The sequence below is a fragment of the Aliidiomarina halalkaliphila genome (genome assembly GCF_007096385.1).
In the GTDB taxonomy this organism is placed as follows: Bacteria; Pseudomonadota; Gammaproteobacteria; order Enterobacterales; family Alteromonadaceae; genus Aliidiomarina; species Aliidiomarina halalkaliphila.
In genome coordinates this window covers 38,794-56,698 of record NZ_VJWL01000003.1, presented here as the reverse complement: position 1 = coordinate 56,698, position 17,905 = coordinate 38,794, and the positions used below count along the sequence as shown (strand labels likewise).

Sequence of the window (17,905 nt, the reverse complement as noted above, 5' to 3'; positions counted from 1 at the left end):
ATGTGAACCACAAAAAAACCCAGCAACCTCAATTGCTGGGTTTTTTATTGGGGGGCATTTAGTAACGATCTAAGCCTAATGCTTCCATTAAGGTATGACCGACAAAGTCTTGGCCATGTTGATAAATAATACGACAACCAGGGTTTGCTGCTCCGCACGCGTGGGCGCGACGGAAACGAGAACCGGTCGGTGGACGGTTATCAAAGTGCTTGAACAACAATTCGTTCATTTGCGCTAACCGATCCTCCAACGAGCCGGTTAATGCCCGCACTTGAATGCGTTCCATATTTTCGTATTCGCGCAACTGCCGCGCAATCGTTTGACCCTGCTCCGATTGCTGCTCAAATTCATCGGCAATGGCTCGTAAACGAGTGCGAGCGTCACTATGTCCAACGACAGCAAGATGCTTGTAAATTTCACCCGCAGCTTGCAAGTCTGGCTCACCAAGCACACCTTCTTCATAAAAACGTGCCACCGCATACATAGATTCAGGATGGCCTTGTTCCGCCGCTTCGCTTATCAGCTCAAGAGCCAGATCCACGTCACGGTTTTCCCGTAGCAGATCAATTGCTTTTTCATACATAGCCGGTGCAAAGCCAAGCTCAATCGCGCGATCACGGAAGTGGTCAGCACGCTCGATATCTTGTTCGAACACCACACCGTGACGGCGCCAGCTGGATTTCACATGAAAGGCTTGTGGGTTGCGCAAACGGATAGACTCTTTCATCCATTGCCGTGCTTTGTCGATATCTTGTTCCACGCCTTCACCATTGGCATAGGCCACTGCTAAAATCAGCATGGCTTCAAAGCTGCCGTTTTGCGCATAGCGCTGAAAGCGCTCAATTTGCGCTCGGCAAGATTCCGTTTCACAGCGTTCTCCGGCTAATGCGGCCGATGGCGCAAAAACAGTCGATATAACCAGTGACAGCCCAAGTAAAAGTGGTAATTTCATAGTCGTATCCTCACTTGCCAACCACAGTGGCCGGCTCTCTCCCTAGATAAATTACTGGCGCTACAACTTCAGGTCAGTGATTAAAATATACGCAACGAACGTCGAAATGGGCAAAGGTTACTTTGTAACAAAGTATGTTTGCGACTGATTTTTCAAGGCTAGAGCCATGCTATACTGCGCCCCTTTATCTCACTCACGACAGCAAGCGAGCATACGATTGGATACCATGAGCACTGCAGAGCCCACCTATGATGTGATTGTCATTGGCGCCGGAGCCGCGGGATTAATGTGTGGCCTCACTGCAGGGCAACGCAATAAACGCGTGCTCGTGCTCGATCATGCCAAGCAGGCAGGCAAGAAAATTCTCATCTCCGGTGGCGGTCGCTGTAATTTTACCAATATGCACACCAGCCCGGAGCAATTCCTCTCCCAAAATCCGCATTTTTGTAAATCCGCATTGAGCCGGTATACCCAATGGGATTTTCTGGCGATGGTGGAGAAGCATCAGATCGCGTGGCATGAGAAAACCCTCGGTCAGTTGTTCTGTGATGATTCCGCAAAAGATATCGTGGCGATGCTAATGCACGAATGCAAAGCCGCGGGAACGCGCGTGCAATTGCGTACTGAAATTCTGAGCGTTCGCTACACGGCTCAATATCATGTCGACACATCAGAGGGCATGTATATCGCCGATAAGCTTGTGGTGGCTTGCGGCGGCCTGTCTATGCCGAAATTAGGGGCAACTCCCTTAGGTTACCAACTCGCCAAGCAGTTCAACCATACCATTGTGCCGGTTCGAGCGGGACTGGTGCCCTTTACCCTCCATGATCATGATAAAGCCTCATTCGCTGAACTCACAGGCGTGGCCACTGATGTGGTCGCCGAAGCCAATCATGTTCAGTTTAAAGAAGCCATGCTGTTTACCCACCGTGGCCTCAGCGGGCCTGCCATGTTGCAGATATCTAGCTTTTGGGAACCAGGGGATAACATCAACGTGAATCTTCTACCCAACGAACGGATTGGTGAGCGATTACGTAGCATGCGTGCGGAACAACCTAAGCTCTCCCTCGCCAACGCCCTGAGCCGTTGGTTGCCAAAGCGTTTAGTGCAGGTGCTTATTGAGCGTGGCCAGTGGCCAAATAAAAATCTCGCAGACCTATCAAATCAGGCAATCGATACCATTGATCGAGATATTCACGGTTGGGTCATTAAACCCAATGGCACTGAAGGCTATCGTACCGCTGAAGTCACCTTAGGGGGCGTAAATGTCGATGAAGTGAGCTCGAAAACCATGGAAAGCCTGAAACAGCCTGGGCTCTATTTTATTGGTGAGGTCCTCGATGTAACCGGCTGGTTAGGCGGCTATAACTTTCAGTGGGCGTGGAGCTCTGGGTGGGTTGCTGGGCAGTCGGTGTAAGCCCAGCAGTTACGACGTCTTTTCGTTCTTCGCCACCAACACCAACAGTTCTGAAAACGGCATTGGTCGATAGAAGTAGAAACCTTGTATCGAATCGCAGTTTTTCTCGCGACAGAACGCCACTTGGGCTTCAGTTTCAATGCCTTCGACGATCACCTGCTTGTTTAAGCGGTGTGCTAAATCAATCACAGTGCTGGCCACTTGATACGCCGCAGAATCAGGTTGTAAGTCAGTGATAAAGGTTCGGTCGATTTTGATTACATCCAATGGCAGCTTATATAGCAAACTTAAGCTTGAGTAACCGGTACCAAAATCATCAATGGAAATCTTTAAACCGCGTTGCTGCAGGGCCTTGAGTTTTTCTGGGATGTTGTGTTGGTCATCGGCAAAGACACTTTCCGTCACTTCGACATGCACGCGTTTACCCGCAACATCCGCTTCATTGAGTAAGTAATCCACGCGTTTTACGATGTTTCCACGATGGAATAACCGCGCAGAGAAGTTAATCGATACAAACCAATCCACTTTTGCTTCAATGGTTTTCAGATCGGCAAAAGCCTTTTTCATCACCAGATCACTAATCTCGTGTATCTGACCTGTTTGCTCTGCCACCGGAATAAATTCGCCCGGTGATACCATGCTGCCATCGGGTTGAGGCCAGCGAGCCAATGCTTCCACTCCGACAATTTCTCCGGTATGAGCAGCCACAATTGGCTGGTAGTACATCTCAAATTCGTCGTTAAGGATCGCTTCTTGGATACGAGCACGCAACTCTACTTCACGGTTATAGGCTTCTGTCATTATTGGTGTGAAGAACAAATAGGTGTCACCACCTAGGCGTTTCGCCCCAGTCATGGCCACATCGGCGTTTTGAATCATGGTTTCCGCCGACCCTTGCATACTCTCTGCACCGGCTATACCAATACTTGCGGTGAGATGCACGCTAACACCGTCCAACATAAATGGCTGACGTACCTCAGATAGTAGCCGTGTGGTGAGGGCTTTTAATTCATCGGAGCTGTAATCCTGGGTGACTAAAATAAACTCATCACCACTAAAGCGCGACACAATGGCGGTATCACGGGTGACCCGCATAATCCGACGGCCCACATCAGCCAGCAGTTGATTGCCGAGCGCGATGCCAAAGGTGTCATTGATCGGTTTAAACCCGTCCAAATCAATAAACATCACGTAGACCCGAGCGTTCTTGCGCAGTAATAATTCACTCAGACGGCGCTCTAACACATCTCGGCGCACTAAGCCGGTGACCCCGTCATAAGTAGCCAATATATCGAGCTTGTCACGTTCTTCTTTCAGTTGTTTATTTGCATCAGCGACGGTCACCAGCAGCAACGCAAACAAACTCGAAAGAATAAACACAAATTGATTCACTCGAGCACTTTGCCAAATCACTTCGGTGCTGCCGAGTGTTACGTAAAAAGTACGTGTATAGCCCTGCAAAACCTCCGCTTCTCTGGAGTACACGAGTGGATAACGGCGTTCAAAATCCTCTATCGTGTAATAATGGAAATCAGTACGATTTGCGGAGATCACCAACTGGGTACTCACTTCTACATACACCGTAAAGAAGTCCAAAAAGCGATTTTGTGGCACATCGACGATACTTTGCACGTCGAGAGTCATCACTACTTGTTTCGGAACATCCGGAATCCGATGTTGGGTCAGGGCATTTTGTTCTGGCTGCATTGGCACAGTCACATACAATAAGGGAATGCCCAATGCTGTGGTCTCGCGGGAAATCAACACATCTTCACGCCCCATAGCCGCCTCTAGCCATTCCTTGGGTGGGTCACGTAAATCCGCTGTCATGGTCCAAAGCTGATTAGATGCATGGGGCGACAGCGCTTCAAACTCTAACTCCCCATGTTCATCATACATGGCGATACTCACAATCAGTGGGTGGTCTTCCAAAAACGCCATGCTATCCGGGAGAATGCTTCCATTCTGCTCCGCAAGATGCGTCCAATGCAGCACCAAACGGCGCAATGCATTGTGGTGCTCACCAAGGCGCTTATCCACATTGACAATCGTTTGCTCGAGCAGAATCTCGGCACGATTATCAATATCGCGCACATTCATGGCCGATAAAGAAAACCAAATAAAGATCCCGAGCGCCGATACCAAAACCGCTGGCAATAGAATCGGCCAATCAATTTCAAAGCGCGAAAAACGATACTTGAGCTGGGAGTACAACATCACCGAGGTGAGCGCTAACAAAAATGCCACTCCAATAAAGCTCATGGGCAGCGGAAGGTTTAGGTTTTCGGTATCGGGCATCCACGCGTAAATAAGTAGTGCAATGGCCAGCGTCAGCGATAAATACAGGGTAAATCGCCAAAGATTGCGTCCAAAGCCAGAGTTTGGCGGAAACAAAAACGCCATGCCCAAAAAGAAGAAGTGAACATTGATCCCATGCAGCAACATGAGACTAAAGGACCAAGTGAGCTCCAAATCCGAAATAAAAAGCCGATTCCATAACTGGAGTAACGACAATACGATACAGATCACACCAGGAATAATTTGTAGAGAACGCTTCCCTTGCGCAACCAGAATAAAACCAAAAGATACAATTAGGGCACCGAAAGAGGTGCGGGCGGAAATAATTTCAAGCAGTGTATGTGGCGCAGCCAAGGACGCAAAAAGTAATCCTATCACGCCCATCGCAGCCCCAGTTAAGGCCGCTACATAGTATGCTGCACTGGCTGATGTACGGGTATCGTATCCGGCCACCCGATTCCCCCAAATGAAAGTAAAGAGACGAAATAACGAAGTGAGAATATATTTTCACATTCTATCTACATTTGTATAGAAAAGTTTAAGTATCTACAACCGAATAGTAAGAAAATATCATGCTGAGGATAAGAAACCCGCAATCAGAAACAAAAAAGCGCCCTGGCGGGCGCTTTTAAAGGTTCAGTTGTCGCTTACAGCTTACATGAGGCCACATGGGCAGTCACGTTGACTGTGCCACCTGTGGTTTCACCGTAGTAATGCACTACGTCTTGCGCTTCCATGGTCACATTACCATTGAAGTTGTAGTTACCACGACCGTTCACTTCCGTGGTGTAACCACCCACATGAAGGTGCGTGTCAATGAATCCGAATCCTGAGTCAGCGATGAATGTCGCTGAGAAGAACCCATTGGTTTCATAAGACCACGTGAAGGTACCCACTGGATCATCTATTTTGTACTGCATACCCGCATTTGCGTAGATGACCGCTTCGCCAGAATCGCCAGGATCGGCGCCAGTAATCGTCCAGCCCCAGCCAGTCTCACCGACTTGTCCGAAGGTTACATCACCAAACGCATAGCCAGTACCATAGCTTACACAAGCTTGTGGAGGGGGTGGTCCGTTTGTTGGGCATTCCGCTTGGTAACTAAACCACATAGCCCAATTGCCGCGCTGTACCATGCGGGTACCGCTCGCCCAAGCAGTTTCAGTGCTTGAACCATTGGATACAACCGCATGAGCAGCGATGGCAAGTTCGTCATCGCAGGTCAAACCGAAATCCGCGAGATTAAAGGTGTAGCTTACTGTATTGCCGGTGACTCCACCCCCATAAGGGAAGAGGCCAATTTGCGGGTTGCCCGCACGATTTGTTGGGATGCCGCTGGCGTCCGCGCCCACATACAGGTGGGTATCTAGCAATGACCAACCATTCGCTGTTGCAAAGGTTACCGTCACTGTATCGGCATCATTACTGACGCACACTGTTCCAGCATCATGATGCTGCCCAGCGAGTAATGTTTGACACGTTTCACTCGCAACAGCAGTAAAATGCATACTTGCTGCAAGCAAAAGCGTAAACAAAAGCGAAATTATTTTAACACTGTGTTTCATAATTTTGTTTCCTTAACGAGCCGTGCTCGAAAGTGGAAAACATTGCGGTACACACACCACCGAACCGCATCCTTCCGTGTATTGCTTAACGCTTCTACCGGTGACGCAAGCTTAGGTGGTAATTTAGGATTTAGTAATATATAACGATCCTCATATACCTCTTAAGAGCATGAAAAATATCAAATTCTCGATGTCATGATGAATGTTATATTGCTTTTGACATAGATTATCGCGAACTCATGCAAGAGTACGTATGAAGGTGAGCTGTGTTATGGCGTTCAGTACAAGTTTTCAGTCGCAAGGAAGGGAATAAAGAGAAAGGTACCTCATCCGTGAGGTCAGTGACATCCATGTAAACCATTGCGTGCGCAAAGGTTCCGTCCATTTGAATAAGAGTATCGATCTGAGTTGGCAAACAAGCTGGGAGGAAGGAAGCACACGTCCTTGTGCGCAATGTCAAACCCGAGTCGTGCCGATATTATAATTATTTGCTTGATTGGGCTGATCCGTTGCCCACGCTCTCTCCGTGAGCATCAAGAAACCTGAGGTTTGAGTTAAAGTCTTCTGACTAGCAAAATCTATTGTGTTCAGAAATAAAAAGCCCCTAGGTCCTGAGCAAATTAGCATAGGGACGTATAGGGGCAAACCCTCAATTTGTTACAAATTGTTAACAGAACGAGGGTGCAGTTACGCGTTCTTATTAGTTATTCAGGAATTCTTTAATCAAATCAGCTTTTTGGCTAATCTCAAACACACCATCCAAATGGCCCCATGGCCCCTCAAGTTCAACATATTGACTGTCTTTGCCAAGTTCAATCAGGGTGTTATGGGCCTGCTTTGCTAAGTACGGTTGCAATAATAAATCATTGCTAGCTGGGATAAATAGCGAGCGCGCTTGCACATCTTGCAAACCAGTCGCGAGGTCGTCCTGATAGCCTGCCATAAAGAGCTGGTTCGCGCGCACCAGATACAAAATATGATTGGCATCGGCATAGGTTGCCCGAACCCGCGCCGCGTCTTGCAATCGCTCCACCACACTAAAGTTATTGCGGATATCCTGAAGCGGCGCTGCTTCCCGAGGAGAGCTATCTGCGTATAGTTGATTAATGATGAGCGGATGCATGGCCGTTAACGTAATCATTCCCAATGTTTGCTGCATGCCCGCTAAAGGCGGTTCGCCATCGTAGTAATTACCTTGATTCCAATTCGGATCATGGATAATCGGATTGGCCCATTGTTGCAAGGTCGCAATAGTCCAAGGATCTGCGGCCCCCATCCCAATCACTGAAATCATCCGATCCACCTGATCAGGATACGCAGCCGCCCAATCTAGCGCCTGCAAGGATCCCATAGACGCACCAATCACCGCATGCAATCGTTCAATTCCGAGCGATTCAAGTACAGTTTTTTGCACATTCACGAAATCACGAATGGTAACCACCGGGAAGTCTAAACCGTAAGGAGCCCCTGTTTCAGGATTGATAGTCGACGGTCCCGTTGTGATGACGTTCGGATTATAAGGCTCTTGATTGACCAATGTATCCACACTAATCACATAGTAGATATTGGTATCAATGGCTTTCCCAGGACCAATAATAGCGTCCCAATAGCCCGGCTGCGCGTCATCTTCGGAATATCGTCCCGCCGCATGACTGTTCCCAGAAAAAAAGTGCGTCACAAGAATCACATTGTCCTTGGCGTCGTTTAATTCGCCATAGGCTTCCCAACCCACACGCACTTCGGGAATTACTTCCCCTCCAAAGGTCGTGAAGTTGTGCGTCACAAACTCTTGTTTCTCCACCATCGGCAACGCCTGAACCGCTGCCGGCGAACAGGCTGTGATCAGCAGCACAAATGCCACGGCTACTATGATCGGCTGCATTAATTGTTGAATTCTATTCATGATATGACGCCCCATAAGTGAACACTATTCATGTTTACTGTTGTAAAAAGTGAAACCATTTATCTCGTAATTCGTTTTTACGTACCTTGCCGGTGCCTGTTTTTGGGAGCTCGTCGACAAATACCACCGCATCCGGTGTCCACCATTTGGCAATTTTCCCCTGTAAATGCGCCAATATATCGTCCGCGTCGGCTTGGGTACCTTTATTTAAAACCACCAGCAGTAACGGACGCTCGTCCCATTTCTCATGCTTCACGCCAATCACCGCGCACTCATTGACACCATCGTGGGCGCTCACAATATTTTCAATTTCCAGTGAGCTAATCCACTCCCCGCCGCTTTTAATCACGTCTTTCTTCCGATCCACCACACGCATATGTCCGTGTTTATCGATCACCGCGATATCTCCCGTGGCCAACCAGCCGTTGGGAAAGCTACTGAGGTCGTCATTCTTAAAATATCGAGAGCAAATCCATGGGCCGCGCACACGCAACTCGCCCGTTTGTTCACCATCGTGGGCAACGGGCTCGTCGTTGCCATCAAAAATTTCCATCTGTACCCCAAACGCGGCTTTTCCTGCCGTGGTTTGCAGTTCGTAGCGCTCGTCCTTCGGCAGGGCCATAATCGCCGGCGTGGGTGGCAATGAGGTAGCCAAAGGCCCGGTTTCCGTCATGCCCCAAATCGGTTGCCAATACACCTGATAGCGCTCGGCATAGGTTTTTACCATACCTAGCGGCGAGGCTGCGCCCCCAACGCACACCCGCGCCAACGGTACATCAGTGATACCTTGCTCACTTAAATAATTATGTAAGGTTAACCAAATTGTCGGGACACCAAGCCCCACATTTACCGCTTCGTCACGAATCAGCTCCCACATGCTAGCGCCATCCATACCGCTTCCCGGCAACACCAGCTTGCATCCGGCGAGGGGGGCGGCATAAGGCGCACCCCACGCGCTCGCGTGGTACATGGCGACCATGGGTAGCAGCACACTATCTGTATCGAGATCAAGTAAGTGCTTACTTACCGTGGCTTGGGCGTGTAGTACCATAGCCCGTTGCGAATACAGCACACCTTTGGGGTTGCCTGTGGTCCCGGAGGTATAACAAATCGAGCTCGCTTGGTTTTCATCTAGGCGCGGCCAGGTGTAGGCATTTGGCTTATCCTGAAGCAAGCTTTCGTAACACAGCACATGGGGTAAGGATGTGCTTGGCATATGCGCTTCATCGGTAAGAATAATGTAACCGCGAACCTGCGGAAGCTGGTCCTGAATTTGTTCAAGCAATGGCACAAAGCTCAGATCAACAAATACATAGGTATCTTCCGCATGCTCAATCACATACTGAATTTGCTCACTAAATAAGCGCGGGTTGACCGTATGTAACACGGCGCCGACACCGGACACCGCGTAGTACAGTTCCATGTGCCGGTACGTGTTCCAGGCCAAAGAAGCCACACAATCCCCTTGTCGCACATCGAGCTGATCCAATACATGAGCCAACTGGCAGCTCCGATGCCAACAATCCTGATACCCGTAACGGTGAATATCCCCTTCGATTCGGCGACTGACAATTTCCTGTTCCGGAAACTGCTGACGCGCATAATCCAGTAAATCGATAATCAGTAATGGTGTATCCATCATATTGCCGGTGACCACCCCTTGCATGTGCAAACTCCTATGAGAACAAGTTAAATAAGGCAATCGCCATGGCAAGGCCAATCACAGGAACTACGACCGTGACTGCACCTACGGCCCAATAAGCATCTTTATGGGTTTCGTTACAAATCGCACGAATGGTCGTGACTACATAACCATTGTGTGGCAATGAATCCAGGGCTCCCGATGAAATCGACACCACCCGATGCAACTGTTCCGGACTCACCCCTTGATCCAAGTAATGTGGCCCCACTTCCGGCAAGGCAATCGCCTGCCCGCCGGAGGCTGAACCGGTGAGACCGGCTATGACACTTACCGCAATGGCGGCACCGATCAGTTCATTGCCTGGAATCGAGGTCATGGCCAGTACCGCGGCTTCAAATGCCGGTGTCACCCGAGCGACAGAGCCAAAGCCAACCACGGCTGCCGTATTACCGATGGCAATCAAAGCACCGGTCGTAGCGGCACCCAGGGCACCTTGGATATCATGAAAGTATTTCCAATTGATCACCATAATGGCGAGTACGCCGCCCAGTAGGGCGATAATTAGCGCCATTTGCGCATATTTGGTGTGAAAGAAAAACGATAAAGTGAGCACCACAGCCAGCGGAATCAAACCGGTAATTGGATGAGGGCGGCGGCGGTCCATTAATACCGGGTCGCCTTTACGCTCTACAAAAGCTTCGCCGCGATCCACCGCTTTTTTGATGATTTTCATCAGCCACCAATAGCCGAATATCGCCATAAAAACGGCAACCACTAAACTGACTTCCCATGCGGCATACGGTGATGTGCCTAGGTACGCAATCGGAATCCAGTTTTGAATTTCCGGAGAGCCCGCCGAGGTCATGGTGAAAGTCACTGAACCAAAGGCGAGGGCAGCTGGAATAAAGCGACGGGGTAGGTTAGCATCTTTAAATAAGCTTAAGGCCATCGGATATACCGAGAAGGCGACCACAAACACACTCACCCCACCGTAAGTGAGAATGGCACACGCCATCACCACCGCTAAAACCGCTTTGCTTTTACCCAGTTTATTAATAATCCACTCAGCCACGCTGTCGGCCGCACCGGTGTCTTCCATAAATTTACCGAAGATTGACCCGAGCAAAAACATAAAAAACCAAGCGGCGACAAATCCAGAAAAACCACTCATATAGTTTTCCACAAAATTCACGTCACCGAGGAATACAGGAATGCCGCTACATGCGGCAACAATGAGAGCGCAGATGGGCGCACTGATAAATAGATTCCAGCCGCGCAGCGTAAGTACAATGAGTAGTACCAACCCCCCAATCAATCCAATCATGCTTAGCATGCATCACCTCTTATTGTTTTTATCATTCGTGCGCTCACGATGAATTTTTAAACTGTTCTTATTGTTCCCTAAGTTTTAATTTCGATGCACTGTACTATGGTACAGGTCACAAATTACCCAAGTTACGCTAATGTTGCATCGGGAAACAAAAAAATAACGTTTGCTTTAAAACGGATAAACCCTCGGGGGAAGCACACATGAGTACTACCAATGCAACACCATGGCGTTTTCGCCATAGCCTATGTGCGGCTGCAGTAAGTGCCGCGCTGCTCGGTTTAAGTAGTATGCCAACATTGGCGCAAGAAGCCGAAGAAGCTGAAGCCACGGAAGCGACTGAAGAAGTTCGGCGTTTAGAGCGCATTCAAGTCACGGCCCGTCGTACGGTCGAGAACTTGCAAGAAGTTCCTGTTGCCGTCACGTCGCTTAGCGAAGCTGAATTACTAGAGCGGGGTATTGATTCGATTATTGAAATCAGTCAGTTCTCGCCAAACACGACCCTGCAACAAAGTCGTGCGACGAACTCAACCATTACCGCGTTTATTCGGGGTGTGGGCCAAGAAGATCCACTCTGGGGTTACGAGCCTGGGGTTGGTATCTACATTGATGATGTTTACGTAGCCCGCCCGCAAGGCGCGGTTCTGGATATTCTCAATGTTGAGCGTATTGAAGTATTGCGTGGTCCACAAGGTACCCTATATGGTAAGAACACCATCGGTGGTGCGGTCAAATACGTGACCAAAACCATGTCGGGTGACAAAGAATTCGATATTAGCGCCACCCGTGGCAGCTATAACCAGATGGACATCAAAGCGACTGGTCAAATTCCATTAGTAAAAGATCATCTGTACTTCGGTTTCGGCTATGCCAATATGCAGCGCAATGGTTATGGTCAGTTCTTGGTAAGCGATTTGCCAAACCAAGATACCCACAACTATAACAAAGACGTTGTTGCATATCGGGCAACTTTGGAATGGCGCCCAAATGATGAGGTGTTTTTCCGCCTGAACTACGACAATACAGATGACAAATCGAACTCAAAAGGCGGTTATCGTTTAATCCCAAGTATCCTCACCAATGCGCCAGTACCCAACAGCGTGTATGACTCATACACCAGCTTGCCAACCTGGAACCGCGTAGAAACCAAGGGTTGGAGCTTACTCGGTGAGTGGGAATACAGCGATACCACCACCTTCCGTTCAATCACAGCACAGCGCGAAAACTACTCGCCGGTGAATATCGACTTCGATAATACCGCACTACGTATTTTCGATGTGCCTGCGATTTATGAAGACGATTGGTTCACCCAAGAACTTCAAATGAACTATCGTACCGACAATCTAAGTATGGTCTCTGGCCTCTACTACTACGAAGCGGACAGCTGCGGTATTTTCGATGCGATCCTCGAAGAGTTTGGTAAGTCACTCGGTTTACCTGGCCTAACCCGTGAAGTATCTGGCTGCAGTAACAGCACGAGCACGGCGATTTACTCGCAAGGTACCTATTACATCGATGATAAATGGTCGGTAACCGCTGGTTTGCGTTACACCCGTGACGAAAAAGAAGCCCTTGTTCGCAACGGCCTTATTTTCGATACAGTGTATCCAGAAAGTGGCTGGATTCCAGGCTATGTGCGCGGCCCCAATGTCGGCACGCCAGTGGTGTTGGATGATAAGGCACGTTGGAGCAAGTTCACTCCGAAGTTCGGTGTTGAATATCGGTACAGCCCAGACACCATGTTCTATGCAAGCTTTAGCCAAGGGTTTAAGTCGGGTACCTTTAACCCGCGGGCCGAAGTAGCCGAACCGGCAGCGGATCCAGAAGATGTATACAGCTATGAAATTGGTGTGAAAACTGATCTCACGGATACCTTCCGGGTGAATGCCACTGCGTTCTACTTAGATCATAAAAACCGCCAGTACATCTCTGTATTCCCAGATCCAAACGATGCCACAGCACTGAATCAGCGCTTAGGTAACGTGGGTCGTTCTGATGCGACCGGCTTAGAAGTTGAGTTTGTGTGGCTACCGATGGACGACCTTCGTCTGTACGGGAATGTTGGTTTAATCGATGCAAACTTTAAGAACGTGTTCAGTTTTGACCCGAACCAAGGTCAAATCGACATTACTGATCAGTTCTCCATTACCAACACGCCAAGCACCACAGCAAACTTAGGTTTTACCTATGATATGGATGTGGATAACGGCTCGCTCCGCTTCGTGGGTAACTACGCCTATCGCGGTAGCTACGACGTGGTTGAGCTCAACAACCTGTTGACCCAAAGTGCCTATGGCATCTTAAATTTGGGTGTGAACTGGTATAGCCCAACGGGCAGCTGGACGGTTGGCCTCCATGGTAAAAACCTAACCCGTGAAGAATATCTGGTAGGTAACTACTCGTTCGTTGCCCCAGATCCAAACAATCCTGGTCAGTTTTTACCAGGCTTGGGCGGTGATACCACACTGATTGGCTACTATGGCGCGCCGCGCACTGTGTCGCTGACGGTTGGTTATCGTTTCTAGAAAGACCTCGTTTTCTCTGGATAAACTATTGCCACCGTCACGTAAGTGCCGGTGGCTTTTTTCTCCCCAGTGGAAACTTGCAAGGGTGAGTTACATCAGGTACAAATCGAGGACCACGCATATGTTAAAGACTGGGAATATGGCCCGCGCAATTATTGCTGATGACCATCCGTTATTCCGAAGCGCGTTACGCCAAGCACTCGCCAATACCTTGGGTAGCGACGTTCTCGAAGCTGAAAACTTTCCCGACTTGCTCGCGTTATTGCAACAACAACGCCAAGTCGAGTTATTGTTTCTTGATTTAAATATGCCCGGCAATCGCGGGCTCACAGGCTTAACTACGATTCGAAATCAATTTCCGGATATTCTCGTGTTAATTGTATCGGCAAACGAAGATATCGATGTGATTCAACGGGCGATTGATTACGGCGCTAGTGCCTATATTCCAAAATCCGCACCCTTGCCCACACTGATGCTTGCAGTTGAAGCGGTGCTTGATGGTGACAGCTGGTTACCAGAACATTTACTCGACACGGTCACGGAAACATCGCAATCCCAGTATCGCGATTTCGCGCATCGCTTAGAGCAGCTCACACCGCAACAATTTAAAGTGCTGGCGGGCATCGCCGATGGCAAGCTCAACAAACAAATCGCTTATGAATTGGATGTGCAAGAAACCACCATAAAACAGCATGTGTCGGCGATTTTACGAAAACTTGGCGTGATTAATCGCACCCAAGCAGGGGTTATCTTCCACGATATGCTGAAAGTAGACGACCCGGCTCAGGGCGACTCACATCTGTAATAGCCGTTTAATGGTGCGCCGCAGTGCGGCCTGCTTTAATGGTTTTGGTAAGAATGCGGCTTTACTTTCCACCACATGCTCGCGAATGCTTTCATTAGGATCCGCTGTGGATAAAATGGCCGGAATATTGCTGCCCCAATGCTTCCGCAACTGTTGAATACCATCGGTCCCGATCTCGTGATCATCTAAGTGATAATCCACCACCAATAAATCCGGTTGCTGGGCACATTGCAATGCATCATCGACCCGATGACACGAATCCACCGTGGCTCCCCAATCGCGAAATAGTGAGGTAAGTGCCGCTCGCAGCGGCTCATCGTTATCAATCAACAACACATGCACACCGGTGAGCCAGCCGCTCAATGGTTCAGTGGCCACCGCCGCCTGCCGCCGCGGTTGTTCACTCCAAGCATAGACAGGTAAACGAATGGCAAACATTGTGCCTTTGCCAACCTGTGAGTGAAGAGTTATAGGAATATCTAGCAGCCGACACATCCGATCGACAATAGCCAGCCCAAGCCCCAAGCCAGGTTGGTCCGCATTGCGCTCGAGCTGATGAAACTCCTCAAAAATGTCCGTTTGTTTATCCTCTGGAATACCCTTGCCTGTATCCCACACTTGCAGCTCCAGATGATGAGGACCACGCCGACGCACTCCACATAACACCCGGCCTTGATGGGTATAACGAATGGCGTTTGAAAGGAGGTTTTGAATCACGCGACTAAGCAAGCGTTTATCGGTGTAAACCGTTACCGCTGGAGTGCGGATCGTCAGCTTTAGGTTTCGTTCTCGCGCCACAAACTGAAACGACTCCGCCAGTGGCTGCAATACTTCCGCTAACGAGATGGGTCGCAGCTCTGGTTTTAGATTACCGGATTCGAGCTTGGTCATTTCAAGTAGCATGGTTAGCAATTCTTCGGCACTTTGCAGAGATTGTTGCAACTGCCGTGCGAGCTGTTGATCTTCCTCCTGATTTGCCCGCTGCAGACGCTGATGCAACATCTCACAGAACAACGAAGCGGCGTTAAATGGCTGCATCAAATCATGACCGGCGGCTGCGAAAAACTTAGATTTGCTCACATGAGCATGTTCCGCGGCTTGTTTCGCGTGCTCCAATTGTCGGTTTGCATCGGTGAGCGCTAGGGTGCGATCGCGCACCCGCAACTCCAGCTCTTGGTTAATCAAATGCAATTCTTCTTGGGCTCGCACCAGCTCAGTGATGTCGGTGTAAGTGGTGACAAAGCCCCCTTCGGGCATCGGGCTTCCTTGCAGTTCAATGATTTGCCCGTCGTGCTGGCGCCGTTGGTAACGATAACTACTCCCAGCTTCTAGGTAGCGTAATCGTTTTTCAATCTCCTCTTGAATATCCGAATCTGGTTGCCCAAATAGGCCCCGCTCGGCGTTGTAGCGCAGCAGCTCGATCACCGGCATCCCCGCCCGAATAAAACCTTCGGGGTAATTAAAAATTTCGAGATAACGGGAGTTCCAAGCCACAAGGCGCAAATCTTCGTCAATCACGCTAATGCCTTGCGGGATGTTTTCTACCGACGCTTGCAGCAACTCACGGTTAAAGCGATATAAACGTGACGCTTCTGACGCCCAATCCGCCATGGTATCCACAGTCACTTGTTCTTGGGCGGCCAATCCCCGCAAAATCAAACGACTGGCGGCACTGCCCACAGCGCCAGCGAGCTCCCGTTCGATGCGTTGCAGTAACCCCGGTGGAACTAGGCCATCAGCAGGGGCTGCGGCGAGAGTGAGTCCGAGTCGACGGTCGAGCTGATGGGTGTCTTTCTCATCAATAAAGCGCGCCAGCAAGCTGCGTAAACGGCCCCAAGTCACTTGCTGTGTGCCGGTGGTGTCCACTTGCTCTCGCTCAGGAAATACATAACGCTGCCCGTGCATATATTCGATACCTCGCGCGGGCTTCAGCCACGAGACCAGTAGATACAATAAGATATTCACCGATAAACTAATCACAACACCGTGACTAATGGTGAGATCGGTAAGGTCACTAGAGGCACTTAACGACGGCAATAGTAATAAATACGCCCAGATAAAGGTGCCTGCCAGGATGCCAGACACTGCTGCAGTGTGGCTCGGCCGCTGCCACACCAAACCGCCGAGCATGGCGGGACCCAATTGCGCCAACAAGGCCATGGCGATCAAGCCATTGCTCACCAGCGTTACGCCCGCCTGTGTGGCTTCATGATAGAGGTAGGCCAACACAATAATAAACACCATCACTAAGCGGCGAATAGTGAGAACAAGGCGCGGGGTAAGCTGAATCACGGTTTGTCGTGCTTGCTTCATACGTAACCACAATGGCGTGATCACATCGTTCGACATCATAATACTTAAGGCTAAGGTGGCCACAATCACCATACTGGTCGCCGCCGACAAGCCCCCGATAAATGCGATCAAACTGATATCTGGCCGCTCCGCAAATACTGGCAGTGCCAGCAAAAACATATCGGTCTGGGCGTATTCGGGTACTAAAATTCCGCCAGCTAACGCGATAGGCAAAATAAATAAGTTAATGGCAAATAAATAAAGCGGGAATGCCCAGCGCGCGGTACGCAATTCATCCGGGTGAGTGTTTTCAATAAAATTAACTTGGAACTGACGCGGCAGCAAAAACATCGCCAACCCGCCCAATAGCATATGGGTGAGATAGATATAGATACCTTCTGGCGGTGAACTCAGCATGTCTTGGGTCACTGTATGCTGGGCAGCCTGTAAAATGAGGTCGTTAAACCCATCAAACAACTGATACACGCAAAACAAGCCGACAATCATAAAGGCGACGAGCTTTACCACAGATTCAAATGCCACCGCATCCATCAAGCCCGGGTGCTTTTCCGATAAACTCAAACGCCGCGCACCAAATAAAATCGCAAACCCTATCATGGCCAATGCCACCCCTGCGGCAACATCGGTAAACCACGGGATCCGCGCACTATCGATGCCAGTAACCGCAGAGAAGCTCGCCGTAATAGCGCGTAATTGCAGTGAAATGTAGGGAACGAGCGCAACTAAGGCGATAAGTGCCACACCCGCAGATAGAGCATGGGATTTGCCGTATCGTGAACCGATCAAATCAGCAATAGAGGTGAGGTTTTGCTGCTTGACCACCATTAACAATTTCATCATCAACTGGTGGGCAAAGAGAAAGACAAGAATACCGCCGGCGTAAGTGGGCGCAAACCACCAACCATAGTGAGCTGCTTGCGTAACCGTGCCGTAGAAAGCCCAGGTGGTACAATGCACGCCAAGGGCCAACGAATAGCGCCACGGACGTGGGCCATTTGATTTTCTGCGCTCGCCTCGAGAAGCAATTGAGAACAGCAGAGCGAGATAGGCAAATGCCGTAAACAGGACAAGACTTACCGGAAGCATGCAACGCGCCTTTTACATTATTATTCGTGGCTACCGCAACGCAAACAAGATATGTTTTACCTTATCATACGC

At 49.5% G+C, this 17,905-nt stretch carries 10 protein-coding genes; 3 read left to right on the top strand and 7 right to left on the bottom strand.

The genetic code is table 11. The features are described 5' to 3' along the window. Positions 1-58: 58 nt before the first annotated feature. Positions 59-952, bottom strand: coding sequence for a tetratricopeptide repeat protein (locus FM042_RS08915; protein WP_143236086.1), 894 nt, complete (start codon positions 950-952; stop codon positions 59-61). Between the two features lie 226 nt (positions 953-1,178). Between FM042_RS08915 and FM042_RS08910 the strand changes: the two genes are divergently transcribed. Continuing rightward, entirely contained in the window at positions 1,179-2,369 is a 1,191-nt protein-coding gene (locus FM042_RS08910) for a BaiN/RdsA family NAD(P)/FAD-dependent oxidoreductase (protein ID WP_143236085.1), read from the top strand. Between the two features lie 9 nt (positions 2,370-2,378). On the opposite strand, the gene FM042_RS08905 is transcribed toward FM042_RS08910, so the two are convergent. The 5 genes from FM042_RS08905 to FM042_RS08885 form a co-directional block, all read right to left on the bottom strand. Then, positions 2,379-5,120: a putative bifunctional diguanylate cyclase/phosphodiesterase gene (locus FM042_RS08905; protein WP_143236084.1), complete on the bottom strand. Its 2,742-nt coding sequence runs from the start codon at positions 5,118-5,120 to the stop codon at positions 2,379-2,381. A 194-nt stretch (positions 5,121-5,314) separates the two neighbouring features. After that, positions 5,315-6,232: a hypothetical protein gene (locus FM042_RS08900; protein WP_143236083.1), complete on the bottom strand. Its 918-nt coding sequence runs from the start codon at positions 6,230-6,232 to the stop codon at positions 5,315-5,317. A gap of 700 nt (positions 6,233-6,932) precedes the next feature. Continuing rightward, on the bottom strand, positions 6,933-8,135 hold the full coding sequence (locus FM042_RS08895) for an E22 family MetX-like putative esterase (RefSeq protein ID WP_408608856.1): 1,203 nt from the start codon (positions 8,133-8,135) through the stop codon (positions 6,933-6,935). A 34-nt stretch (positions 8,136-8,169) separates the two neighbouring features. After that, positions 8,170-9,801: a long-chain fatty acid--CoA ligase gene (locus FM042_RS08890; protein ID WP_143236082.1), complete on the bottom strand. Its 1,632-nt coding sequence runs from the start codon at positions 9,799-9,801 to the stop codon at positions 8,170-8,172. 10 nt (positions 9,802-9,811) lie between these two features. Next, positions 9,812-11,110, bottom strand: a complete 1,299-nt coding sequence (locus tag FM042_RS08885) for a GntP family permease (RefSeq protein WP_143236081.1) — start codon at positions 11,108-11,110, stop codon at positions 9,812-9,814. A gap of 197 nt (positions 11,111-11,307) precedes the next feature. Here FM042_RS08885 and FM042_RS08880 point away from each other — a divergent pair, with 197 nt between their 5' ends. Both FM042_RS08880 and FM042_RS08875 read left to right on the top strand, forming a co-directional pair. Then, complete coding sequence (locus tag FM042_RS08880) at positions 11,308-13,629, top strand: TonB-dependent receptor (RefSeq protein WP_143236080.1); 2,322 nt, start codon at positions 11,308-11,310, stop codon at positions 13,627-13,629. A gap of 121 nt (positions 13,630-13,750) precedes the next feature. Further along, entirely contained in the window at positions 13,751-14,434 is a 684-nt protein-coding gene (locus tag FM042_RS08875) for a response regulator (RefSeq protein ID WP_232366412.1), read from the top strand. Here the strand turns inward: FM042_RS08875 and FM042_RS08870 are convergent. Beyond that, complete coding sequence (locus FM042_RS08870; protein ID WP_143236079.1) at positions 14,423-17,833, bottom strand: hybrid sensor histidine kinase/response regulator; 3,411 nt, start codon at positions 17,831-17,833, stop codon at positions 14,423-14,425. The genes FM042_RS08875 and FM042_RS08870 overlap by 12 nt on opposite strands. Between the last annotated feature and the right edge of the window lie 72 nt (positions 17,834-17,905).